Origin of the sequence: Cohnella terricola, from assembly GCF_007786475.1 — a bacterium.
In the GTDB taxonomy this organism is placed as follows: Bacteria; Bacillota; Bacilli; order Paenibacillales; family Paenibacillaceae; genus Cohnella; species Cohnella terricola.
Map to the genome: position 1 here is coordinate 65,058 of NZ_VNJJ01000004.1, position 24,305 is coordinate 89,362.

The window sequence follows — 24,305 nt, forward strand, 5'->3', positions numbered from 1 at the left end:
ATCAAACCTGTCGCCTGATAGCTGTAAACCGAACCCGTCACGGAGACGGCCGACTGCGGATCATAATTGCCGGATGTCGAACTCATGAATACTTGATAGTCGTCGGCATGTGCGACGCTTGTCCATTGAATCGTTACCGTTCCGTCTCCAGGGATTGCCGATTGTAGAGCCGGCGCGCCCGGCGGAAGCATCGTCCATTTCGCATAGAGCGTTATGCTCCCGGTGATCGGAGTCGTTGCAAAATCAAATCGGTCTTTCAGCCCCGTGTCCGTGTACCAGCCCGCAAAAGTAAATCCGTCAAGCGTCGGCTCCGTCGGTGCTGTTGCAAAAGTATTTTCGACAACGCTTAGAGGTTGAACCGCGCTGCCCCCGTTACTATCGAAGCTTACTGTATTGATCGGACCGAAGTTTGCCGTAACGTTAAGATGGTTCGAAACGTTCAGATCGGTGCGAGTCGCTTCCGTCTTGCCATCGTTCCATCCGGCAAAGCCGAAGCCCGTATTTGGTACCGCCGTCACCTCGGTTCCATCCGATCCATAAGTAACGGTCTGCGTTTGATTTCCGCTGATCGACCCATTCGTGCCCGCGATATAGGTCAACGTATAGCTGTTAATGTCCCATTTCGCAATCAAGGAAGTATTCGCGGTAATGGCCGTACTGAAATTAAACGGGGTTGTCGAAGCCAAATCCTTATACCAGCCGACAAAAGTGTGTCCCTCTCGGGTCGCTGTCGGAGCTGCAACCTGACGATTTTCAATTACGTTTACGTCCTGAACTGCGCTGCCACCATTGCTATCGAAGCTTACCGTATACACAGGAGCAAAGTTCGCCGTAACGCTAAGCCCGCTTGTCACGTTAAGATCCGTACGCGTCGCTTCCGCCTTGCCGTCGCTCCATCCCGCGAAGCCGTATCCCGGATTCGGGATCGCCGTTACGGTGCCGCCGTTCGCGCCATAGGTAACGTTTTGCGACAACTGCCCGTCGATTATCCCGTTCGAGCCTGCCGTATACGTCAGCGTATAGCTATCAACCGTCCATTGCGCATACAAAGTCGCCGTTTCCTTAGGCAACGCGTCGCCAGGCTTGTAGGTGACGCCTAAACCATCCGCTTGCGTATTCCAGCTGTCAAAGGTGTGGCCGGCTTTGATAAAGCTACTGACTTGGGCACTAACCGAATCATCCAAGTCATAGATATTCGAAATCTCATCAGCGCCCCCCGTCTCATTTTTATTGTAGGTCACCTTATAGCCTTCCTGAATCACTCGTACACTCTTCGTTCCAGCTTCCGTAAAATAAATTTTGACTTTCCCATTCGACTCATTAATTGCGATATGTGTAGGATTACTCAATTTTGCATCTACCGCAGGACCGTTGTCTCCGTCCGTGCCCGGTGAATTAAAGGTACCCGCAATGTTGCTGATATTTCCGTTCGTATCGCGTTTGAGGATTCTATGATTGTTTGTGACATAAATATTCCCTGCGGAGTCTGCCGCTAGACCGGACACTGTACTAATTATATCCCATTCGTTGAATATTTTGCCTCCGGATACTTTATAAAGTCTAGTGTTGTAAGTGATACCTGCCACGATATAAAGATCATTGCCGACCAAGGCAATAGCCTGCGGATAAGCTATCGGAGTGCTTATCGCATCTACTCCATCAACAGGTATACTAACACTGTCACTGCCGTTACCTGCTACCGTACTGATATTTCCAATATTTCCATTGCTGTCGATGTCGACTTTCCTGATTCGGTGGCCTTCAAATTCCGCGATATAGAGATTTCCCAAGCTATCCAACGCGATCGCTCTCGGATTTAACCCCGCACTTGTCGCAGGTCCGCCGTCTCCTGAATAAGCGGTCGTACCGTTACCCGCGACCAATGAAACCTGTTCAGTGCTCAGGTTAATTCTTTTGACTTGATTTCTAGGATACGAATCGACAACATAGAGATATCTACCGTCGTTGCTCGCTATCATCGCTTGCGGAGAAATAAATTCGGCATTATTAGCGCCCCCGCCGCACTGTCCGTTGAAAAAAGCAGCATTACTTTTAATGCAACCGTTAAAATTAGAGTGGTGTTGCGTATAGAACACCGTATTGCCGGCCACCGCCACGCCACCGACACCCGTCGGAGAATTGAACTTAGCCGTCACGACCGTAAAGATATTGGGGCCGTTCCCCGCAGCCGCGTAAGCCTGCGACGGAAACCATCCTTGAAGCAGCATCATCGTTGCGATAACAACCGCAGCTATTCTTCTCGTGATATTCTTTTTCGTGCTTTCGAAACGTCTATCCAATTGTTAACTCCTCCTATTGCTTTCGTTTGTAAATGATTTAGCACCCGCTCCAATCAATGTAGTCGTTTTTATTAAGGCTTTGTAGTGAGCGTTGTCATCACTTTTGTCATGTGACAAAGTGGTTATTTTTGGAGCAATCTCTCGAAAAATGAAAACAGGCCGCCCAAAGGGCAGCCTGCCTGTACATCCAGACGTAAATTTACTTACCCGCATGCGCCAGCATCTTCAGCAGAATCGTGACCGCTTCCGCTCTCGTCGCCGTAGCTGCGGCGTCGAACTTGTTGCCGCTCTTGCCCTGCATGATTCCGAGTTTGGTCAACTCTGCAATCGATCCCTTCGCCCACGTCGGGATACTCTTGTCGTCGGAGAAGCTTGTGGCAGTGCCTTTCTCTGCGGCTAGCTTCAGCGCATTCGCCACGATCGACGCCATCTCGGCGCGCGTCAGGTTCGCGCTTGGACGGAATGTGCCATCGGAGAAGCCTTTAATGATGTTCTCCTGCACCGCTTGCGCAATGGCTTCGCGCGCCCATCCGCCGATCTTCACATTGTCCGCAAAGCGGAGTTCAGCTCCCGTGCTTGCAGGTTTCAACGCATTGATCAACATTACCGCGAACTCCGCGCGCGTAACCGTCGCGTTCGGCTTAAACGTGCCGTCCGCGTAGCCTTGAACGATGCCCTGCTTCACAGCTTCACGAATGTTCGCTGCCGCCCAGTGCCCGGCGATGTCGCTGAGTTTCACGTCGTTCGTAGGCGTCTCCGTAGTTTCCGGCGCTGTCGCGACCCCTTCCGTTACTGGAAGTCCAGTTTTTGCATCTACGACCAACACGGCAAATTTCGTAAAATGGTCGACATTGACGCTAATTCGGTCGCCGTTAATTTTGCCGCCTTCCACCTTCACCCATACCTTCTTCGCTTCGTCAAAATAGAAGATCTCGACCGTTTGGCCGTTCTTTATTTTCGTAGCATCGAATTTCAACGTCAACGTGACCGGCTTGCCGAAGTTTTCCGGGAAATTCTTCAGCACCTCGTAGACTGTACTCGCTAGTACTTCTTTGTTTACCATTAATCCCTGCGTATTCAGTAATTTCTCGATCGTCAGCTCCAATTGCTTGCTGGAAGCATTGGACGGAATCGCGATCTCGATTTCGTTACCCAAGCTCACTACGCCCGCATTGCCGATTGGAATCGTAATCTTGCCGTTATAGGAGGTGACCGGGCTGACTCCGCCACCTCCGCCGCCAGCTGGTGGAGCGATAGGTGCTGTCGGCGTTACCGCATTCGATATGATCGATGCGATACCGTTCCCCGCGATATTGATCGCTTCAACAGTAAACGTATAGGAAGTACCGTTAGTTAAACCACTTATCGTAATCGGACTCGCGGGTCCCGTAACCGACAGATTACCTATTGAAGAGATCACTTTATATCCGGTGATCGGGCTGCCTCCCGAATTCGTCGGTTCCTTAAAGCTAATCGTAGCTTGACCGTTTCCTGCCGTCGCAACGACGTCCGTCGGTGCCCCCGGTACGGTTCTCGGCGTCGCGCTCACTTCATTCGAAGCGATGCCGCCGCCGGCATTGATCGCCTTCACGATAAAGTAGTAAGTCGTGCCGTTCGTCAAACCTGTCGCCTGATAGCTGTAAACCGAACCCGTCACGGAGACGGCCGACTGCGGATCATAATTGCCGGATGTCGAACTCATGAATACTTGATAGTCGTCGGCATGTGCGACGCTTGTCCATTCAATCGTTACCGTTCCGTCTCCAGGGATTGCCGATTGTAGAGCCGGCGCGCCCGGTGGCAGAATGACCCACTTCGCGTACAGGATCGTATCTGCGGTAATCGGAGTATTCACAATGTTAAACAGCGTGTCCAACGTCGGCTCCAAGTACCAGCCCGCAAAAGTAAATCCATCCTTCGTCGTTACCGACGCATCGGCAAACTTGTTGTCCATTACGATTTGACCGTCAATCGGGCTTCCGCCATCGGTTACGAAGTTAACCGTGTGCAGCTTGGAAAAGAGAGCCTTAGCATCGATATCACCCGTTACATTCGTATCTTTGCGGGTAGCCTCTGTCTTACCATCATCCCATCTCAAGAAAATGTAACCCGGATTCGGTTTTGCCGTAACCTCGGTTCCATCCGTTCCGTAACCCATGTTCAGTTGTGAGGCTATGCCTTCTATAATTCCGTTTCCATCCGTCGAATAGGTCAACGTATAGGTATTAAGCGCCCACTTGGCATACAAGGTGATGTCGTCGGTGATTGGCGTGTTCGCAATGTCAAACGCGTTAATCCCCGCGCTGTCCGAGAACCAGCCCACGAATCCGAACCCTTCTTTCGTTGTCGTCGGCACCGTTGCCAATTGATTGTGTTTTACGCTCTGAGACGGAACTAGATCGCCTCCGTCCACCGTAAACGTCACGGTGTGCAGCTTAACGAATTGCGCCGTAACATTGATAGTCCCCGGGATATTCGTGTCCGTTCGCGTCGCGTTGATGTTTCCGTCGGACCACTTCTCGAATGCATATCCGGAATTCGGCACCGCAGTTACTGGTGTTCCGTTATTACCGTAATCCACGGTCTGAGCCACATTTCCGATAACTGTTCCGTTTACATCCGCCGTATAGTTCAGCGTGTATTGGATAATCTTCCATTTGGCGTATAAGGTCCTAGCACTCGTAATCGGCGTAGATGCGACAAATGCGTTTTTCAGATCGATATCCGCATACCAGCCCTCGAAAGTATGGCCTGCTTTACTGGGAGGCGTCGGCAATACGACAGTTCCGTTCGCAACGACATCCTGATAAGCGATAGGCGTGCCCCCGTTACTTTCGAAATTCACCCTGTATTTGAGTAGATCAAAAATAGCAGTAACGTTAATATTCGCCATCACGTTCAGATCTGTACGGGAAGCCTGCGCCTTGTTATCGTCCCACTTGACGAACACGTACCCCTGATCCGGCTCAGCCGTTACAACCGGGCCGTTTGCACCATGATTCACGTTCTGTGTAACGGATGGCGCACCGTTCACCTTGCCATTTGGTCCCGCCGTGTAGGTTAACGTATAGGATTTAATCTTCCATTTGGCATACAAAGTGAGATCCCTTAAAACTAAATTATTCGCAAGGTCGAACGGAATAGTCATGGCATTGTCCGAGTACCAGCCAACTAACTCATAGCCGTCTCTTGTTGTCGTCGGAACCGCTACTTTGCTATAGTATTTAACTTGCTGTGGCGGAATCGAGGTACCCCCGTTGACAACAAAAGACACGTCATGCAATTTAACGAAACTTGCGGTTACGGCAACATTTTTCGATACGCTCACTTCACTACGCGTTGCTTCTGTTTTACCATCGGACCATTTATCGAATGCATAGCCCAAATCCGGCACTGCGGTTACAGCAGTCCCATTGCCGCCGTAAGTCACATTCTGATACGTGATCCCCGTAAGCGTTCCGTTTGAACCCGCCCCATAATTCAGTATGTACTGGTTAATTTCCCATTTCGCGTATACCGTCGTATCTTTTACGATCGGCGTGGTCGACAAATTTATTGCATCTGTCAGTCCGACATTCGAGAACCAACCTTTGAACGTATGGCCCTCTCTAGTAGGTATCGGATTGGGAGCATAATTGTTAACCCCAACATCTTCAGCGGGTATTGCAACACCTCCGTTAACGTTATAGGTGACCTTATATTTGAGTTCCTTGAACTGGGCAGTAAAATTGAGATTACCCGTTACGTTAATGTCGGTACGGGTCGCGTTCGTCTTCCCGTCAGACCACTTGTCGAAAACATATCCCGTATTCGCTTTTGCGGTTACCGCAGTTCCGCTTCCTCCATGAGTAATAACTTGGGAGAGGTTGCCCGTGATCGTCCCACCCGCCCCCTCGACGTAATTCAGCGAATACTCGTTGAGTTTCCATTTAGCATACAGCGTCAAAGTACTCTCTGGCGCAAGCAGCTGATCTCCTGCCTTATAGGTTGCTCCGTTACCATCCGCCTGAGTATTCCAGCTTTCGAAAGTAGAATTCTGTCTTACAAGACTCCCTTTATCCGATGCCTTTACCACCGTACCGTGATTATAAATTTTAGGCTCCGGTGCACTTCCTCCAGTATTGCCGTTTCCGTTATACAGGACTTTAAAACCCTTTTGAACGACCTTGATTTCCGTATTCTGCGAAGAAATGACGTAGAGCTCACCGTTTCTTCCGAATTCCAATCCTTTAGGCGCATTCAATTGAGCGTCAATCGCCGGACCATCATTGCCAGCCTTTCCAGCCGTTCCGGTTCCCGCGAATCTGCTAATCTGTCCGCTAGTGTTTACCTTAAAGATCATGTGATACGCCGAATCGGTAATATATAGATTTCCGGTATTATCTACCGCTACGCCCACTGGGTTTTTTAAAGCAACAGCTTTCGCCTGCTCGCCGTCTCCCGAATATGGACTAGTTCCTTCCAATCCACTTACCCCCGCAACCACGGTGAGAGCTTTGGTTGAAGGAATATAACGCTTAACCGTGCGATCCCCAGAATCGACAATGTAAACATCTTTATTGGGACCAACAGCTAATCCTGTCGGTTTATTCAAAGATTCCGGACCCAGGACGAGCGTTACTGGCCAGTTAGTGGAAGGACCAGTTTTAAGATTCAATGATTGAACGCAATTGGGATATCCTGAGATGTATAAAATCTCTTCTCCACCTTCCATTCCAATCGCTAAGTCATAAGGATATGAGATTTTTGCCACAGGACCATTCTGACAAACAGCAACGGCATTCTGATAAGTCCCTGCAATCTTCTCGATCGTATCGTTACCACCATTAAAAGTGAGCTTAAGAATACGATGACTACCGTTATCCGCGATATATAAATTACCGAGACTATCAATCGCTAATCCACCGGGAACACCTAAATCTGCATCTTTAGCCGGTGTGCCGCTATATACACTACCACCATATTTGCCTGCGATATGTGACACAGTCCTCGTAATCGGGTCAAACTTCTGAATCGTAGGGCCAGATGAAAAATAAATGTTATTTTGGCTGTCTATTGCAAATCCTGCTATGCTATAACCCCCGTGGGAATACACGTCAAAAAGATTATCAGTCCCGTTCCCCCCTGCCGCTTGGCTTTTCGAGGGAGCCCACACACTCATCAGCAATACCATTGCAACTAATAAGGCCATCGATTTTCTGAAACTTCTCATCCTATGCCCTCCATAATGATTATTCATATTCGTTTCTCCTTTAGTAGATCTGCATCTGACTGCTCTAAGATATTCATCTGCTAACACATTAATAGATTTTCCCAATGAGGAGTAGTGAGCGTTGTCATCACTTTTGTCATGTGACAAAGTGGATTTTATTGGATAGGACGAATCTCTCGCAAAATAAAAAACAGGCCGCCCTAAGGGCAAGCCTGCTTGTACATCTAGACGTAAATTTACTTGCCCGCTTGCGCCAGCATCTTCAGCAGAACCGTGACCGCTTCTGCTCTCGTTGCCGTAGCCACAGCGTCGAATTTGTTTCCGCTCTTGCCTTGCATGATGCCGAGTTTGGTCAACTCCGCAATTGCGCCCTTCGCCCACGCCGGGATGCTCTTGTCGTCGGAGAAGCTTGTTGTAGCGCCTTTCTCTGCGGTCAGCTTCAGCGCGTTCGCCACGATCGACGCCATCTCGGCGCGAGTCAGCTCCGCGTTCGGACGGAACGTGCCGTCGGAGAAGCCTTTAATGATGCTTGCCTGCACTGCTTGCGCAATCGCTTCGCGCGCCCATCCGCCGATCTTCGCATTGTCCGCAAAGCGGAGTTCGGCTCCCGTTCCTGCAGGCTTGAGCGCATTGATCAACATCACCGCGAACTCCGCCCGCGTTACCGTCGCGTTCGGCTTGAACGTCCCGTCCGTATAGCCTTTCACGATGCCTTTCTTTACGGCATCCTTGATGCTAGCTTCCGCCCAGTGGCCGGCGATGTCGCCCAACTTCACGTCGATCGTCGTCTCCGGAGTCTCAACCGTCGTCGATTGCTCCGCTACCGGCTTGCCCGTCTTCTCGTCCACGACGAGAACCGCGAACTTCGTGAAGTGGTCGACTTCCGCGCTGATGCGGTCGCCCTGGATCCTGCCGCCTTCAACCTTCACCCAAACCTTCTTCGCTTCATCGAAGTAGAAGATGGCCACGGTTTGGCCGCTCTTCACCTTCGATGCGTCGAATTTCAACGACAGTGTAACCGGTTTGCCGAAGTTTTCCGGGAAGTTCTTCAGCACTTCGTACACCGCGCTTGCCAGAATCTCTTTGTTACCGAGCAAGCCTTGCGTGCTAAGCAGCTTCTCGATCGTCAGCTCCAGTTGCTTGCTGGAAGCCTTGGCAGGAATCTTAATCTCGATATCTCCGTCCAGACTCACTTCGCCGGCACTGCCGACCGGAACAGTGATCTTGCCGTTCTTGGAGGTGACCGTGTTCACTCCGCCGCCACCGCCGCTAGTATTATTAACAATAGGCGCAGCGGCTCTCGTGACGGTTACATTATAGGTCGTTCCGCTGCCGTCCCCCGCCAGCACGATCACTTCGATCCTATTGGCTCCTACGTTAAGCGGAAGATCGCCGCTCGTCTGACCGCTCGCCAGCGATACAGGTCCATAAGTCAACGTATTCGCCGCGTTGTAGACGCTCGTCTGGATGCTGCCGTAGACCGCCTCACTTACCGTCGCCGTTACCCTTGTGCTTGATACCGAATTCGGCACGCTCGCCGTATAGGCGTAGACGCCGCTGCTTACGGATTCGTTTAACGTAATGCCGCTTAGGCTCAAAGCGCTCAAGCTGGCGTTAGAACCGAGCGTTCTAAACGAAATGTCTTGTCCGTACAAAATATATCCGTCGCTTGTCGCATAGGCTCTCGCATGATAATTCGAATCCGCTTGAAGGCCCGAGAGGCTTACCGTATAAGCTCCCGCTCCGTTCGTCGCGGCTGCGGCTTTAAGATCGCTAATGGTCGGATTCGCATTTAAGGAATAGACAATTCCACGCTCTTGGATCGAAGCGTTACCGTTCGGGGTGACGCTGCCTCCCACGGTCGCCGTCAGCGACGTAATCGAACTTGCGCTGCCGGTAACGACGGAAGCCGGCGGGTTGGAAAAAACGTAGAAGCTATACGTATTCGAGAAGGTAAGTCCGTTATCGTTAAAGGACACGATCTTCCAGTAATACCGCGTCCCTTCCTCCAACAGACTAACATCGGTCAAGGAGAAAGTATTTTCATCCCCCAACTCTTCTTGCAGGACGATCGTATCCGCATAAAAATGCCGATCCGCAGAGACTAAAAGCAGATAACCTCCCGCTCCCGCTCCCGCCCCCGTCCATGCGAAGTCGACCATGGCCGACGAGGTCGCTCCGTCCGCCGGACTCACCGGAGTCGGCTGCGCCGGGAACGAATCCGGGATCAGCAGAGTCGGCTCGTATTGGGCTTCCCTAGTAATCGTGTACTCCAGTTGTTCCGCCGTAACCGGCGTAAAGCGAATGGCCTGCTTTTCGGTCAAGCTTTTCTTGTAATAAGAATAAGTAGTGCCTCCGCCTCCGGCACCGTACCACTGTATGCCAATTACCGCGCCGCTTCCGAACGGGAGATCGCCATTGCTTGGATCCAACGAGACCAGATACGGATATTGGAATTGAATTTCATTCGTCGTTTCGCTGAAAATGACTTGGGTGGTCCCAACCGGAACGTCGTTCGCGATCAGATTCGTGAATTGAACGACGAGTTTCCGATTCGGTGCAGTCCCTAACGTCGCATGCAAAACTCTGCTATTTTTTGTCAATGAAAGGCCGAAATGAGGCGTGATGATTCCTCCGTTGCCCAAATACAGCATTCCGTTAGTCGTGGCGTAAACGCTGTCGACTTCATGTCCGTAAAGCTTAAACTTGAAGTCCTGCCCGAAAGGTATAGCCTCTGATTTGCCGTTTTCCCAAGTAGCGGGATCGGACAACTCCGTTCCGATTGCGACGATGTCTACCGGCTGATTCATCGATGCACCCGTATCGATCGAATGCGTCAACAGGATAGGCTCATAGTTTCCAGGCACGGGTAAGGCATATAGCCCCGGGGAATCCGTATCGTGAGTAAAGCGAATCGCCTGTTTCTCCGTCAAGCTTTTCTCTTTTTGAGAGTAAATAGAGTAATCCCCATCCGGACTTTGAACGCCGATTAGGGCATTAGAACCGAACGCGGTGTCTCCGTAAATCGGAAGATCCGCGAGAGAAGGATATTGGAATTGAATCTCGTTGTCCCTCTCGTAAAGTATGACTTGAAAGGTTCCGAACGATTCGTTGTCTCTATTCCAATAAGTCCTCATATTCGTATATTGAATGATGAATTTCCGATCCCCGATTTCTCCTATTGTCCGATAGAGGACTTTGCTGTCGGGTCCCATGTACAGATCATCGTAAAAAGCTGTGATATAGTGATCCGGATTCCCGATTGGCAGCGTATCGCCCGCAGCGCAGCATCTATCACTCGGATACTCGAACATCAGCAGACCGTTCGTCGTGGCGTATACAGAAGAATGGGTCGCACCATAGAAGTCAAAATCGAATCCGATTGGAACGGGAACGAATTCACCCGCATCGTAAGATATACCATCGTCGTTATCATCAAACTCGACTTGCGTCCCTTCGAATACCTGCTCGGTCGGTTGTCCCAACGGACCGAATGAAGAATCGGCCGCCCGAGCCGAACCTGTCCCCCAAGCCGAAGCCCAACTCGCGATCAACGCGAATGACAAAAATACGAAAAGACTCTTCCTTAAACTTTTTTTCCAACCCATTCAAACGTCTCCTTTGTCCTCACTGACTATGCCGGCATTCGACGGAATCCCGGACATTTCCCCACTATAGCCCATTCGGCCCACGACTTTTAGTGAGCGTTGTCATGACTTTTGTCATATGACAAATTGGATTTTATTGGTTAATGAGGGTCGGCGTTCTGGGAAACGTAGATTTACGGCAGAGTTACTCTATCGTATCGTGAATTATCAAAAGTTTCGGACCTTTAGGACAGCGCGTTACACTCCCTTTACACTTTGTAATCAGAACGTAATGTTTCTTTCATCTTATTTTCATGTTCAACCGTTAATATAAACACATGACCCCCCTTTGAAATATAAAACTTGAGGCTTGCGGCCCGTTGCCGCAAGCCTCCTTTTTTTTTGCCGGTCAATATTCCCGGTTCCTCTTCACCTGCTTAACCAACTCCTGGGTGAACACGCCCTCGGAAGTTATAATCTTCATCGGCAGATCCTTCCCTTGGGACACGTCCTTGACCGCCTTCATCAGTTGCGGCCCTAACAGAGGGTTGCACTCCACGACCAGATTCAGCTTGCCGATGCTTAAGGCGTCCATGGCGGACTTCGTCGCGTCAACCGAGATCAGCAGGATGTCCTTGCCCGGCTTTAATCCGTAGGCTTCGATCGCTTCGATCGCTCCAAGCGCCATGTCGTCGTTATGTGCGTAGACGACATCGATCGATTTTCCGAATTTCTCCAAAGCTTCCGCCATCAACTCTTTACCCGACCGTTTCGTGAAATCCCCTTCCAAGGAAGCCGCATACGCGAAACGGTCATCATCCCGGATCAGCTCCTCGAAACCTTTTTTCCTTCCCAGCGCGGGCGCGGAGTCGGGGGTTCCCTGGAGTTCGACGATCCGGTAAACGCGATCCGGCTCCCGATCCGCTTGTTCCGTTAACCATCGGGCCGCGCGTCGTCCCTCTTCCCGGAAGTCGGAGCCGATGTAGGCCGTCCACAACGAATCGTCCTTGACTTTCACTTCCCGGTCCGACAAAATGACGGGAATCCCCGCATCCTTTGCTTCGGACAGCACCTCCTCCCAACCGGTTTCGGTCTTGGGAGAGAAGGCGATCACGTCCACCCGCTGCCGGATAAATTCCCGGATGCTCTCGAACTGCCGCTCTTGCGATTGGTCCGCATTGCGGAAGAGCAGTTCGATCCCCGCGTCCTTGGCCGCGCCGATCACGGAATTCGTATGCGCGATCCGCCAACCGCTCTCGCTGCCGACCTGCGCGAACCCCAGCTTCAGCGTTTCTTTGCCGTTCCTATCGGGAGGCGCCGCTTTGCCGTCTGCCCCGTCCCCGCTCTCGGTATCGGAGGTGACGAGCCTGCTCCGGAGAATGACTTTCTTGGGAATGCCCTTTTCCTTGTTCAGGATGTCCAAGGCGTATTGAATCGCTTCCCTTCCTCCGGTCGGACTCCTGACCATGCCGATCAACTGGCGTTCGGAGACGTAAGGCGACCCGCCCGTCTTCGTCGTCACCCCGTCGATTCCGATAATGTCGATGTTCATGCGGCCGGTATTTTTCAAGGCGCGGTAAGCGCCGAGAGCCATCGACTCGCTATGGGCGAAGATCAAGTCCACGTTCCCGTCCTTCGCAAGCAAATCCGTTAACTGATCCTCGGCCCTGTCCCTTTGCCAATCCGAGTTCACGACATGCGTCACTTCCAAGTTCGATCCCGCGATCGCTTCCCGGAAACCAAGGCTCCTTTCCTGCACGGTAGGAGAATCGCCGAATCCCTGAACCTCGACGATCGTTCCTTTACGTCCTTTAAGCGTCTCCGCTGCGAACTCGCCCGCCTTCTGCCCGACGACCTCGTTATCCGTTCCGATGTACAACGTATAATCATAACCGGTCACTCCCCGGCCGAGCACGATGACGGGAATTTTGCGGTATACCTCGGCAACCGTAGCGGTCAGAGCCGCCGGATCGTCGAGCGACACGACCAACAGATCGACGCCATAGCCGACAAGATGGCGAATGTCCTCCTTTTGTTGGGCGCTGCTCTGCGCCGCGTCGGTGAAGATCACGCGAATGTCATTGTGCTTATCGACTTCTTCCTTGACTTCCTCGTTCAAGGCTACATGCCAAGGATCGCTCAGGTTCGGCTGCGAGATGCCGATCAGAAAGCGCGTCCCGCCCTCCGAATCGGACTTATCTCGCCCGGCAAACCACGCTCCGAGAAGCACGATCAGCAGAAAAACGAACATGGACAGCAAGCCAAGCCTATGGACTTTTTCCGTCATTCGTGAATCCCTTTCCTATACGCGATCGGCGACGCTCCCGTCACTTTTTTGAACGCGCTGCTAAAGTAATGCTGGCTGCTGTAGCCGACTTTCTCCGCGATCTCGTACACTTTGATATGGGGATCGTTCATCCAATGGATCGCTTTGCGAATGCGAATCTCGGTCAGGTAATCGATGAAGGACAAGCCGAGCTCCCGCTTCAATTGCTTGCTTAAATACGTCGGGCTGACTTGAATGCTGTCCGCGACGTCCCCTAGCGTTAATGTAGATCGATCGTAATGCTTATCGATATACTTCTTGGACAGCGCGATGATCGGCGAGAGCCTTCCCTTGGCGTCCAGTTCCTTGACGAGCTCGCGGTAAGCCCCGGGGAGACCGGCTATTCCGTCGGGAATCGGCTGGAGCTCCATCATGACGGGCTTCTCCAAGAGCTTCTCGATTTTGTCCTGCAGCTTATCCCCGATGTCCGCCCAATGAACGGAACCGGCCGATTTCCCGAAAAGAACGAGCCGTCCTTTCTTATCGTTAAAAACGCAGGAGACTTGGTCGAACATATCGCGCAATACATCCCCGGCGATATTCGCCACGGCGAATTCGAGCAGATTCGGATCCCAGACGCGCCGCTCTTTTCCCGTATCCAGACGTTGGGCGACCTTAAGCGCGATCAACCAACCGGGTCCGTCGAATCCGAGTTCAAAAAACGCCAGGTTCCGATGGATTTCCTCCTCGGAGTGCAGCCCGTTCACCCACTTGATCAGGAAAACGTCGCGCAACGCGTCCTCGTTCATTCTGAGCTGACGACTTCTCCATGCCTCTTCCCGTTCCTTCTCCCGCGCTCCCTTCAACCGATCGATCGCTTGAACGACGACTTGTTCGAGCTTGTCGCGCTCGACGGGCTTAAGCAGATAATCGAATACGTTTAGCTGCAACGCTTGCTGAGCGTAACGGAACTCGTCGTGTCCCGAGATCACGATGATGACGCAATGGCTTGCATGCTCGCGAAGCTTCGCGATGAATTCCAGTCCGTCCATGTTCGGCATACAGATGTCCACGAACAGAATATCCGGCCGCAGTCGCTGCGCGAGCTCGAGCGCCTGCGCGCCGTCCTCGGCTTCTCCCGCCACCTCGATGTTAAGCTCTGCCCAGGGAAGCGCCTTGGACAGCCCCCTGCGTATTTTCGGCTCGTCGTCCGCGATTACGAGCTTCCACATCTTCATTCCCTCCTTGTCAGCCGTTTAACGGCAAATGAAGAATCGCTTTCGTGCCTCGCCCGTATTCGCTCTCCAGGGTCAGGCCGTAAGCTTTTCCGTGGGAGAGCTTGATCCGTTCGTTAACATTGAACAAGCCGTACCCCCGTTCCTCGCCGACTTGATGCTCGCTTTGCAGCAGCTCGTTTATTCGCGACATGACATCCCCCGGAATCCCGATGCCGTTATCTTCCACGACCAAGACGAGCATATAGGCTTCTTTCCGTCCTCTGATCGTGATTAAACCTTTCTCGGTTTTTGGCTTGATTCCGTGATAGATCGCGTTCTCGACCAGAGGCTGCAACAATATTTTTAGAATCGGCGTGCTCAGCAGAGACTCCGGCACGTCGATGACATAATCCAGTTTCCCTTCATACCTGGCCATCTGAATCTTTAAGTAACTGACGACATGCTGCAGCTCATCCCTCAGTGGAATGATCTCTTGTCCCTTGCTAAGGCTGATGCGGAACAAATGCGTTAAGGCGATCACGATCTCGGCGATATCGTCGGCTTCGCGATCAAGCGCCATCCACTGGATCGTATCGAGCGTGTTGTACAGAAAATGGGGCTTGATCTGCGCTTGAAGCGTTTTCAATTCCGCCTCTCGCTTGGCCTTCTGCTCTTGATAGACGAGCGCGATCAGATTGTCGATTTCGTCCACCATGTTGTTGAAGCTATTGCCGAGTTGACCGATCTCGTCCTTCGACTTGCTGCGGAATCTCAGGCTTAAATCCCCCGCCTCCACGCGTTTCATCAGGCTTCTAAGCTTGCCTAGCGGCAGGACGATGGAGTTGGTAAAGTAGACGGAAGCGACAAACGCGAGAAATAAGGTCACCACCGCGATAAGCGCGGTAAAAAGCCGGATTTCCTTCACGACCTTCAGCGATTCGTCGAGCGGGAATACGCCGACAATACGCCAACCGATGCCGGAAAACGTATGATGGAAAATCTGATAATCGGCGGAGCGGATCGTCTTCACCGAGCTGCCGGTCGGATCGGCGAACCATTCTCCGGGAATCCGGTAGACGATCGGATTTACCGGCGAGTAGACGATCCCTCCGGATTCGTCCATGATGAAAATAAACCCGCTCTTGCCGAGCGATGCGGCATCGATCAGATCCTGAATGATGTCGAGCTTCATGTCGATCAGGATCGCTCCGAGAACGCGTCCCGAGTCCGGATCTTTAATCGCGCGCACGAACGAAAGAATCTGGTCGGCGCTGATGTTCTCCTCCGCCGTCCGGATATTCCTCCCGATCGGATGGCTGATCAGGTGCAGCCGATCCGGCTCCTCGACCCCCGCCCGATACCACGATTCCGCGGTCAGCGGATCTCGCGTGATCCGCTCCAGCTTCGAACCCGCGAACCGGCCGTTGCGGCTGACGACGATGGTGCCCGCGATCTCGGCATGCTTGTCGAGATACATGGACTGAACCGCCTTGACCTTGTTCTCCGATTCCTGCGATTCCCCGGCCGACGAAGGCGGCGTGCGAACGAAATCCAGCACCGTTTCGTTCCGCGACAAGTAATAAGCGATGTTATCCATCTCTTCCATATACACTTGAACATGGCTCTTGACCTGGTTCATCATCTGCGTCGTATGCGTGTTCATCTCGTCTTTGATCGAATTTTGATAGAGCGTGCTTCCTAGCAGACCGATCGCCAGAATCGAGAACGAAATGATGATCACGAAGTAGAATAGAAGCTTGAATCGGATACTCCGATTGGGGAATAATCCGTTCCGCATGGACGTCATTCCGTTTCTTCGTCAAATGTGGAAAGCGAAACCGCGGAAGAGTCGTTCTCTCTTCCGCAGTTCCGCTTCATAACCCTATGGCGCCGAATTCGGCCTTTTAATATTTACGGTTCGGCAAGGCGTCGATGGCTTTCTGGCCGGAATAGACGTCTTCGTCCGATTTGATCCATTTCTCGAGCTTCGTGCCCGCTTTCGTATCGAGAATCGCTTGTTTTAATTGCGGTCCCAAGAGTGGATTACATTCGACGGTGACGTTCATTTTTCCTGCCGCGATCGCTTCGAATGCCGGCTTGATGCCGTCAACGCCGATAATCTTGATGTCCGTGCCCGGTTTGAGACCCGCTTCTTCGATCGCTTGAATCGCCCCGAGCGCCATATCGTCGTTATGCGCGTACACGGCTTGAATGTTCTTGTCCTTCTTTAAGTAAGCTTCCATGACCTCTTTGCCTTTCGCCCGCGTAAAGTCGCCCGTTTGGGAATAGACGATTTTATAGCCGGCATGGTCTTTGATCGCGTCTTCGAAGCCTTTTTTGCGATCGTTGGCCGCGCTGGCGCCGACCGTGCCCTCCAGTTGAACGATGTTCACCTGGGCGTCCGCTCCGAGCTCGTCGATCATCCATTTCGCCGCATTCTGGCCTTCGAGAATAAAATCCGAGCCGATAAACGACACGTACAGGTCCTCATTGCCTTTCGTAATACCGCGGTCGAGCAGGAACACGGGGATGCCGGCGTCTTTCGCTTCTTTCAGCACCGTCTCCCAGCCGGACTCGACGACGGGGGCGAGCGCGATCGCGTCGACCTTCTGGGCGATAAACGTGCGGATCGCTTTGATCTGATTCTCTTGCTTCTGCTGCGCGTCGGAGAACTTCAGTTCAAAGCCCGGATCGCCCTCGAACGTTTCCTTCACGGACGCAGTCTCGGCGTCGCGCCATCCGCTCTCTTGACCGATCTGCGCGAAACCGACGACCAGCTTCCCGTTCGAGGCGCTCGGGCTCGGTTCCTCGGAAGCTTTCGAACTGCTAGGAGTCTCCGCGGAAGCTGGGGCGGGGCTGCTTCCTTTGTTACCGCCATTGTTGTTGCCCCCGCATGCCGTTGCCAACATCGTCATTACGAGCAGCGCGATTAAGGCCAATAACGGCTTTCTTTGTCTCTTCATCTTCGTTGCCTCCCTGGATTAGGTAAAATGATTTTGTACAGTTACAGTATAAATAGGATAATTTTCTCTGTATTTACAAATTAACGATTTTGTTTTCACTATTCGGAGAATTCATAGACGAGACCGGATTCCGCGATTTTTCCTTTCTCATGACGATAACCCGCTGCAAGGCCATGAACAGGAAGAGCAGTAAACCGATCGCGATCTTCGTCCACCATGAGCTAAGCGTCCCCTGAAACATGATGATCGTCTGAATGATTCCCGTGCATAACACGCCGAGCATGGGACCGATCAAGTAACCGAATCCTCCCGTCAGCAAAATGCCGCCGATGACACAAGCCGCGATCGCTTCCATCTCCATCCCCATCAGGTGCAAGGAGTAGCCGGACAACGTATACAAAGTAAATACGATCCCTCCGAGCGCAGAGCAGAAGCCGCTTAATGTATATACGAGCACTGTCGTTCGCGCGATCGGAAGTCCCATCAGGGCGGCGGACTTCTCGTTTCCGCCCATCGCGTATACGGCACGCCCGAAAAAAGTAAACTTGGCAACGAGCAGCACGGCGATGACGACAGCCAAAGCGATCAAGACGCTGACCGATACGAAATTTTGCCCCCATACGTGAATTTTGTGCTGGGACAGCTTAACGTAAGTCTCGTTCGTAATGACGATGCTCTCCGAGCTGATAAGAAAGCTGATGCCTCGGGCTAGGAACATCCCGGCAAGCGTCACGATCCACGGATGCAACTGAAATCTGTAGATCAAGTAACCTTGTCCCGCCCCGAACGCGATGCCCAGAGCAAGCGATGCGGCCACGACCGTCCCGGCATTCGCTCCATGAGCGAACAAATCTCCTGATACCATGCTGACGAGCGCGACGAGGGAGGCGACAGACAGATCGATGCCGCCGGAAATAATGACGAAGGCCATTCCCGTAGCCACGATAATCAAATAAGCGTTATCGATGAACAAATTCAAGAACACTTGCAGGGAGAAAAATCCCGTGTATTGAACCGAACCTGCGCCATAGAGCACAATGAGCAATAACAAGGTGGCGAGAATAACGATATTGTTGTGGCTGATTCGCGGTGTTAGCCGATTCATTCGATAATCGCCTTCTTTCCTACAGGAACAAACAGCTTGCGGAATGCTTCCGATTGAATGAGGCATACGAGGATAACGACGATCGCTTTGACGAGGAGGATGCTTTCGGCCGGCACGCCAAGAGAATAGATCGTCGTCGTGAGCGATTGGATGAAAAGCGCCCCGATAACAGTGCCGCCCAAGTAAAACCGGCCTCCCCGCATCGACGTCCCGCCAATCACTACGGCCAGAATCGCATCGAGTTCGATCCATAAACCCGCGTTGTTCGCGTCGGCGCTCCCCAGGTTCGCGCTGACGATTATCCCCGCGACGGAAGCGCATGCGCCGACGATCGCATAAGAGATCATCATGATCGAACGCGGCCGAATGCCTGCATATCTGCTCGCCGTCTTGCTTCCGCCCACCGATTCGACGAATAACCCGAAGGCGGTTCTCGTTTTCAGAACGTACAGTAACGCGAAGACGATCAGAATCAGGAATGCTTGAATCGGCAAGCCGAGGAAATAGCCTTTGCCCAGAAACGTATAAGAAGCCGACGTCGTGTCGATGATCCGTCCGCCCGTAATCAATTGGGCGATTCCGCGGCCGATCGTAAGCAAGATCAAAGTCGCGACCATCGGCTGAATGCCCAATATGGATATGAGCATTCCGTTCCATAGGCCGCACAGCACCCCGATCCCCAAAGCTGCCAGAATCGCGATCCACGTCGGATAACCGTCCAACATGAAAATGCCCATCGCCCCCGCGATCGCAAGCACGGAACCGACGGAGATATCGATCCCCTCGAGCGCGATGACGAGCGTCATTCCAAGCGCGATGATCGCAAGCGGCGAGGCGTTCTTCAGAATATCGACCACGCTGCCGAACAACCGGCCGTCATGGAATTCGATCGAGAAAAATCCGGGAATGGCGATCAAGTTGAAAATCATGAGCAGGGCCAGCGCCAATAGCGGCCATATGATCGGATTTCTGCCGATATTACGCACCGAGGCCGTTAGATTCGCCATACCCATTCGCTCCTTCCGCGATTAGCCGCATAATGTTGTTTTCCTCCATGTCCGCCCCCCGGACTTCGCCGATCTTCATGCGATCCCGAAGCACGATAATCCGATCGCAGCATTGCACCATCTCTTCCAATTCCGCGGAGATGAACACAATTGACATGCCGTCCGCCGCCAGTTCGCGAATCAATCTTCGAATCTCCGATTTCGATCCGACGTCGATCCCGCGGGTGGGCTCATCCAGAATGAGCAGCTTCGGCCGCGTCGCAAGCCAGCGCGCCAGAATGACCTTCTGCTGATTGCCGCCGCTCAGGTTTTCGACTTTCTGTTCCGTGCCCGGCGTTTTGATCTGCAGCATCTCGATATATTTCTGCGCGATCTCCTTCTGCTTGCGGACGGAAATAAAGGAGAACAATCCCCTCTGCGCCTGCAGCGCCAGAGCGATATTTTCCCGAATCGTCAATTCGCCTACGATGCCCGCGACTTTCCGGTCTTCCGGGGTAAAACCGATGCCTTTGGTAATGGCTTTCTTCGGGTTCATGAGAGCGAACTCCTCGCCGCCGATCGTCAAGACGCCCGAGTCGGCTTTGTCGATGCCAAAGAGGAGTTTGGCGGTTTCCGTCCTTCCGGAGCCTAGCAGGCCTGCCAATCCGAGCACTTCGCCTTTGTTTACGGTCAGATCGATTCGCTCGACACTGCCCTTCTTCCCCAAACCGGACGCCTGCAAGAAAACGTCGTCCACCGTGTCAGCGGCCGTCTTCGATTCTTGGCTTTCGGTCCACTCCCTGCCGATCATGCGGGAGACAAGCTCTGTTTTCGGCAAATCCTTCGTGGCGTATTCCCCGATCAAGCTGCCGTTCCGAAGCACCGTGATCCTGTCGGTGACCTCGTAGACCTGATCCAGGAAATGGGTGACGAATACGATCCCCATTCCTTTGTCCTTAAGCTTGCGCATGACATTGAACAGCTGCTTCACTTCGTTCGCATCCAGGCTTGAAGTCGGCTCGTCCAGAATCAGTATGCCATTGGAGATGTCCACGGCCCGCGCGATGGCGACCATCTGCTGGACGGCTACGGAATAATGCGATAGCGGCTGACGGACGTCGATGCGCAGCTCAAGAGCCGCCAGCATTTCCTCGCTGCGGCGGTAGACTTTATCCCAATCGATCAATCCGAATTTTCGCGGGTATCGCCCGCTGAAAATGTTTTCAGCGACCGTAAGGTTATCGCATAGATTCACTTCCTGATAAACCGTGCTAATGCCGATCTGCTGAGCTTCCAAAGGGGTTCTCGGCGATATTTCCGCGCCGTTCAGCCAGATTTGTCCGGCGTCTTTCGGGAATACGCCCGTCAACGCCTTGATCAGCGTCGATTTTCCCGCCCCGTTCTCGCCCATTAAGGCGTGGATTTCCCCTTTACGCAAGGAAAAATCGACATCGGCCAGCGCTTTGACGCCCGGAAACGATTTCGTGATTCCTCTCGCCTTCAAAATATAGCCCGTTTCCATCTTCCCACCTCGTTCCTCGGTCATGATCCCTATTGTAGAAAACCGAGCGGGGGGAAGTATTTAGAAAATCAAGGTTTTTTTTAAGCTAATCGGACATTTTGTAATCGAACCGTAATATAGCTTTCATCTGTTATTCATGTTAGGGGGTTACAATAACAACATGACCCCCCTTTTCAATAATATAACCCTTGAGGCTAGCGGCCCGTTGCCGTTAGCCTACTTTTTTTGCAGCGAGTGTTGGAAAAATGCCGTCACCGCGGGCCAGAAAGCCGGATCGCGGTCCGAAGCGCTATGTCCTTCGGCATCGACGAAAAGATGAGGCAGCTCCGGCGTTCGGGCAAGGATAAGCTTTAACTCGCTTGCCGGAATAAACCGATCGTTGCGGGAATGGACGAGCAGTACCGGCGTCTTCCGATTCCTGGTGTTATCATGAAGGATTCGGACGGGATTCGCCCGTCTTAACATCGACTGCGAAATGCCGCTTCTCCATACCATGATCTTGGGGATGATGCGGGCGAGCGGAAATTGCGGGAGTTTCCTGCGCTTGAGCTCGGCTCCGATCATCGTAGAGAGCCTTACCGGCATCGAATCTGTAACGAGGGCCGCTATCGGGGCGCCAACGTCAAGGGCAAGAACGGCGCCGAACCCGCCAAGCGAGTGGCCGACGACGCCGATCCGGGTCGGGTCCGTTTCCGGACGCTGTCTCAGCCATTCGATCGCGGCCATCAGATCGTCGCGGAATTGCAAACCTGTAGGCGTTCTGTAATAGTCGCTTTCCCCGTGGCTGCGGGCATCGTACATCAGAATGGAGTAGCCTTCTTCGTAAAGGGGCAGCGCATATCTAAGCACCCGGGAACGGTTGGAACCCCATCCATGCGCGATGACGACGACCGGTCCGGGATCCGACCCTCCGTCCGGATGTGAGTGAACGAGAAACCAGCCTTTCACCTTTTTCCCTTCGCTATGCCATTCCGCCTCTTCGTAAGGGACTGGCGGCACGTTATCGTTCGGGACGAGACGGGGCCGCTGGGCCTTTACGGTAAATCCGTATAGCGCTGCCGCCGAGCTTCCGGTGAATATCCCGGCTCCTCCTACTACCCATATAAGCGCAGACATCGTGATCCTCCCCCGTTTTCTGCTTTTTGTTTTCCTTTTATTCTCTCCCATTGTTCGATGAAAAAAAGACGGCCACAAGCAAAAATATGTGACATGAACGGTAGTCTAACGGTCTGCGGGAACGTTACAGTGTGCGGGCGAGCGAATTTCGGCGACTTTCCCACCAAATAAGCCCGCACCACACACTTGTTCTCGCAACTCCAAGTTCCTCCCGTAGGCGATAACGGTTCTGGCACCCACGTTGGCATGGGCGCATATCCTGCATTAATCGTTAAACGCCTATTGGCAAGCAAAGGAGGATATCGTTATGGCGAAGCCACGAATTACGGAAGTGAAGCCGTTATTGCGTAAAGCAGCCGCCGATCCTAAGGCCAAGCTCTCGGCCCGACAAATTCAACCCGCCGCGAAAATCGCGGAAAATAAAACAAGCAAAAAAGAAACAAACAAGGACGAAGTCGTGCATCTGCATCAAAATGAGGAGCAATCGCCAAACGTCATTCGTCCCATCCCTTGGTGGGTATTCCCACAAGGGCTAGAACGTGGATTACACGGGCATGGAGGTCATGGGCTTGGGGGACACGGTGGGCACGGCGGTGGACTGGGAGGTGGACCGGGCGGACATGGACATGGTCCTTTCCCGCCTTCGCCGCCCTTCCCAGGACACGGCCATTTTCCCGGACCGTTCCCTGGGCCGTTTCCCGGGCAGTTTTTTCCCGGACCGTTTTTCCCCGGACCTTTTTTCCCTGGGCCATTCTTCCCCGGATCGTTCTTCCCCGGGCCGTTTCCAGTGCCAGTGCCGGTCCCCGTACCGGTAGCGGTTCCCAGACCGCAGGAGCAGCCGTTGCCAGTGACTCCGGCTTTCGTCACGGTCAGAATTACCGGAAGCGACGCTTTTCCTAGAGCCAACTATACGAACTACGTTCCGTTCTCACCGGGAATGACAATACGGCAAACGCTCGTCGCGACCGGATTGGTCGACTTCGGTCCGAAAGGGTTCATTCATAACGTGGCCGGCATTCCGATCGCCGATGCGGTAGGCGTTTCCCTTCGCTACAACGGACGGGTCGTTCCACAGACGGTGCTTGACGCGTCCGCCGAGCCGGGTGGCATCGTCGGTTTGGAGCTTTATTACTCCTCGACGGACGCGATTCCCGTTCCCCTCTAATCTTCCTGACTCTCTTCGACTTCGCGCTCCACTTTCCGGCGGAACAGGAACGGAATCGCAAGGGCAACGGCAAAGACGCAGCCCGAGATGAGAAATTCCCGCCAGCTTCCCTCTGTCAAGCTCGCGCCGAGGAAGTTGTACGCGAATGTTCCGGGCAACATGCCGATTACGGTCGCGGGCAGAAATGCCCGCAGCCGCACCCGGGCAAGGCCTGCCGCATAACTCACCAGATCGAACGGCACGAAAGGTGCGATTCGGAGTAGCAACACCATCGTAAAGCCCCGCTTATCCATCGCCCGCTCTAATTTCATGAATCTCGGGTCATCTCTGCTTTTGAAAAATCCCCTCCCGATCTTCTCGGCCAGAAGGAATGACAATACCGCCCCCGTTACGGCGCCGATCAACGTATACAGCATGCCGAACCCTGTTCCGAAAGCCAGCCCGCCGGCCATCGACATCACGGATGCCGGAAACAATATAAACGGGCGCACGATATATACAGCAATATAAAGCACTGGCGCCACCCATCCGAAAGATAACACCCAGTTACGGATCGTTTCCGGATGGATCTTCAAGTACTTAAAATCGAACCAAAGCAATGCTGCCACGACCACGACGATAGCTGCTATTTTCCATAGGGTCGAACGACGCAAGCGAACAAGCCCCTTCCTTTGGCTACCATCTTTATCCATATCATACAAGATCGTCTTACGCATGACAAAATGTCCTGTTTTCGCTTCATTTTGCTCGTTAAACGATTTGCAAATAAAATAAGCTTCTCTAGGCCGCGCATTTCGACTACACTGGAAGAGAAAACCATTGTTTTACTTCATTGATCACATGCCTGCGGAATAGGGTGAATCTTT

At 52.7% G+C, this 24,305-nt stretch carries 13 protein-coding genes and 1 pseudogene; 1 reads left to right on the forward strand and 13 read right to left on the reverse strand.

The features are described 5' to 3' along the window. The 12 genes and pseudogenes from FPZ45_RS08310 to FPZ45_RS08360 form a co-directional block, all read right to left on the reverse strand. The coding region (locus FPZ45_RS08310; RefSeq protein ID WP_186438289.1) for an InlB B-repeat-containing protein at window positions 1-2,300 on the reverse strand (2,300 nt) is incomplete at its 3' end. Window positions 2,301-2,499: 199 nt separating this feature from the next. Continuing rightward, window positions 2,500-6,765, reverse strand: a complete 4,266-nt coding sequence (locus tag FPZ45_RS08315) for an InlB B-repeat-containing protein (RefSeq protein WP_246120376.1) — start codon at window positions 6,763-6,765, stop codon at window positions 2,500-2,502. A 381-nt stretch (window positions 6,766-7,146) separates the two neighbouring features. Next, a pseudogene (locus tag FPZ45_RS26010) lies at window positions 7,147-7,539 on the reverse strand (hypothetical protein); the annotation flags it as partial. A gap of 209 nt (window positions 7,540-7,748) precedes the next feature. Next, window positions 7,749-11,120: an S-layer homology domain-containing protein gene (locus FPZ45_RS08320; RefSeq protein ID WP_144700195.1), complete on the reverse strand. Its 3,372-nt coding sequence runs from the start codon at window positions 11,118-11,120 to the stop codon at window positions 7,749-7,751. Between the two features lie 388 nt (window positions 11,121-11,508). Next, a complete protein-coding gene (locus FPZ45_RS25265; protein WP_186438291.1) occupies window positions 11,509-13,386 on the reverse strand; it encodes a substrate-binding domain-containing protein in 1,878 nt (625 codons plus the stop codon). Then, window positions 13,383-14,597 (reverse strand): response regulator transcription factor, encoded by a 1,215-nt coding sequence (locus FPZ45_RS08330; protein WP_186438292.1) that lies wholly within the window; start codon window positions 14,595-14,597, stop codon window positions 13,383-13,385. Before FPZ45_RS08330 ends, FPZ45_RS25265 begins: the two co-directional genes overlap by 4 nt. Before the next feature lie 16 nt (window positions 14,598-14,613). Beyond that, a complete protein-coding gene (locus tag FPZ45_RS08335; RefSeq protein ID WP_222430765.1) occupies window positions 14,614-16,389 on the reverse strand; it encodes a cache domain-containing sensor histidine kinase in 1,776 nt (591 codons plus the stop codon). A gap of 97 nt (window positions 16,390-16,486) precedes the next feature. Continuing rightward, window positions 16,487-17,545: an ABC transporter substrate-binding protein gene (locus tag FPZ45_RS08340; RefSeq protein WP_144700199.1), complete on the reverse strand. Its 1,059-nt coding sequence runs from the start codon at window positions 17,543-17,545 to the stop codon at window positions 16,487-16,489. 73 nt (window positions 17,546-17,618) lie between these two features. After that, window positions 17,619-18,650, reverse strand: coding sequence for a galactofuranose ABC transporter, permease protein YjfF (gene yjfF, locus FPZ45_RS08345; RefSeq protein ID WP_144700201.1), 1,032 nt, complete (start codon window positions 18,648-18,650; stop codon window positions 17,619-17,621). Next, window positions 18,647-19,657, reverse strand: coding sequence for an ABC transporter permease (locus tag FPZ45_RS08350; protein WP_222430766.1), 1,011 nt, complete (start codon window positions 19,655-19,657; stop codon window positions 18,647-18,649). Before FPZ45_RS08350 ends, yjfF begins: the two co-directional genes overlap by 4 nt. Further along, a complete protein-coding gene (locus FPZ45_RS08355; RefSeq protein ID WP_144700205.1) occupies window positions 19,629-21,158 on the reverse strand; it encodes a sugar ABC transporter ATP-binding protein in 1,530 nt (509 codons plus the stop codon). Before FPZ45_RS08355 ends, FPZ45_RS08350 begins: the two co-directional genes overlap by 29 nt. A gap of 216 nt (window positions 21,159-21,374) precedes the next feature. Beyond that, window positions 21,375-22,274 (reverse strand): alpha/beta hydrolase, encoded by a 900-nt coding sequence (locus FPZ45_RS08360; protein ID WP_186438293.1) that lies wholly within the window; start codon window positions 22,272-22,274, stop codon window positions 21,375-21,377. Between the two features lie 307 nt (window positions 22,275-22,581). Between FPZ45_RS08360 and FPZ45_RS08365 the strand changes: the two genes are divergently transcribed. Next, entirely contained in the window at window positions 22,582-23,439 is an 858-nt protein-coding gene (locus FPZ45_RS08365; protein WP_144700209.1) for a hypothetical protein, read from the forward strand. On the opposite strand, the gene FPZ45_RS08370 is transcribed toward FPZ45_RS08365, so the two are convergent. Continuing rightward, window positions 23,436-24,092 carry a TVP38/TMEM64 family protein gene (locus tag FPZ45_RS08370; RefSeq protein ID WP_186438294.1) on the reverse strand — a complete coding sequence of 219 codons (657 nt, stop codon included), beginning with the start codon at window positions 24,090-24,092 and terminating at the stop codon, window positions 23,436-23,438. The genes FPZ45_RS08365 and FPZ45_RS08370 overlap by 4 nt on opposite strands. Between the last annotated feature and the right edge of the window lie 213 nt (window positions 24,093-24,305).

Excerpts from the sequence above, each read along its gene's own strand:
- FPZ45_RS08360 (WP_186438293.1), bottom strand. The coding sequence starts at position 22,274 with ATGTCTGCGCTTATATGGGTAGTAGGAGGAGCCGGGATATTCACCGGA.
- FPZ45_RS08335 (WP_222430765.1), bottom strand. The coding sequence starts at position 16,389 with ATGACGTCCATGCGGAACGGATTATTCCCCAATCGGAGTATCCGATTC.
- yjfF (WP_144700201.1), bottom strand. The coding sequence starts at position 18,650 with ATGAATCGGCTAACACCGCGAATCAGCCACAACAATATCGTTATTCTC.
- FPZ45_RS08340 (WP_144700199.1), bottom strand. The coding sequence starts at position 17,545 with ATGAAGAGACAAAGAAAGCCGTTATTGGCCTTAATCGCGCTGCTCGTA.
- FPZ45_RS08355 (WP_144700205.1), bottom strand. The coding sequence starts at position 21,158 with ATGGAAACGGGCTATATTTTGAAGGCGAGAGGAATCACGAAATCGTTT.
- FPZ45_RS08365 (WP_144700209.1), top strand. The coding sequence starts at position 22,582 with ATGGCGAAGCCACGAATTACGGAAGTGAAGCCGTTATTGCGTAAAGCA.
- FPZ45_RS08350 (WP_222430766.1), bottom strand. The coding sequence starts at position 19,657 with ATGGCGAATCTAACGGCCTCGGTGCGTAATATCGGCAGAAATCCGATC.
- FPZ45_RS08330 (WP_186438292.1), bottom strand. The coding sequence starts at position 14,597 with ATGTGGAAGCTCGTAATCGCGGACGACGAGCCGAAAATACGCAGGGGG.
- FPZ45_RS08320 (WP_144700195.1), bottom strand. The coding sequence starts at position 11,120 with ATGGGTTGGAAAAAAAGTTTAAGGAAGAGTCTTTTCGTATTTTTGTCA.
- FPZ45_RS25265 (WP_186438291.1), bottom strand. The coding sequence starts at position 13,386 with ATGACGGAAAAAGTCCATAGGCTTGGCTTGCTGTCCATGTTCGTTTTT.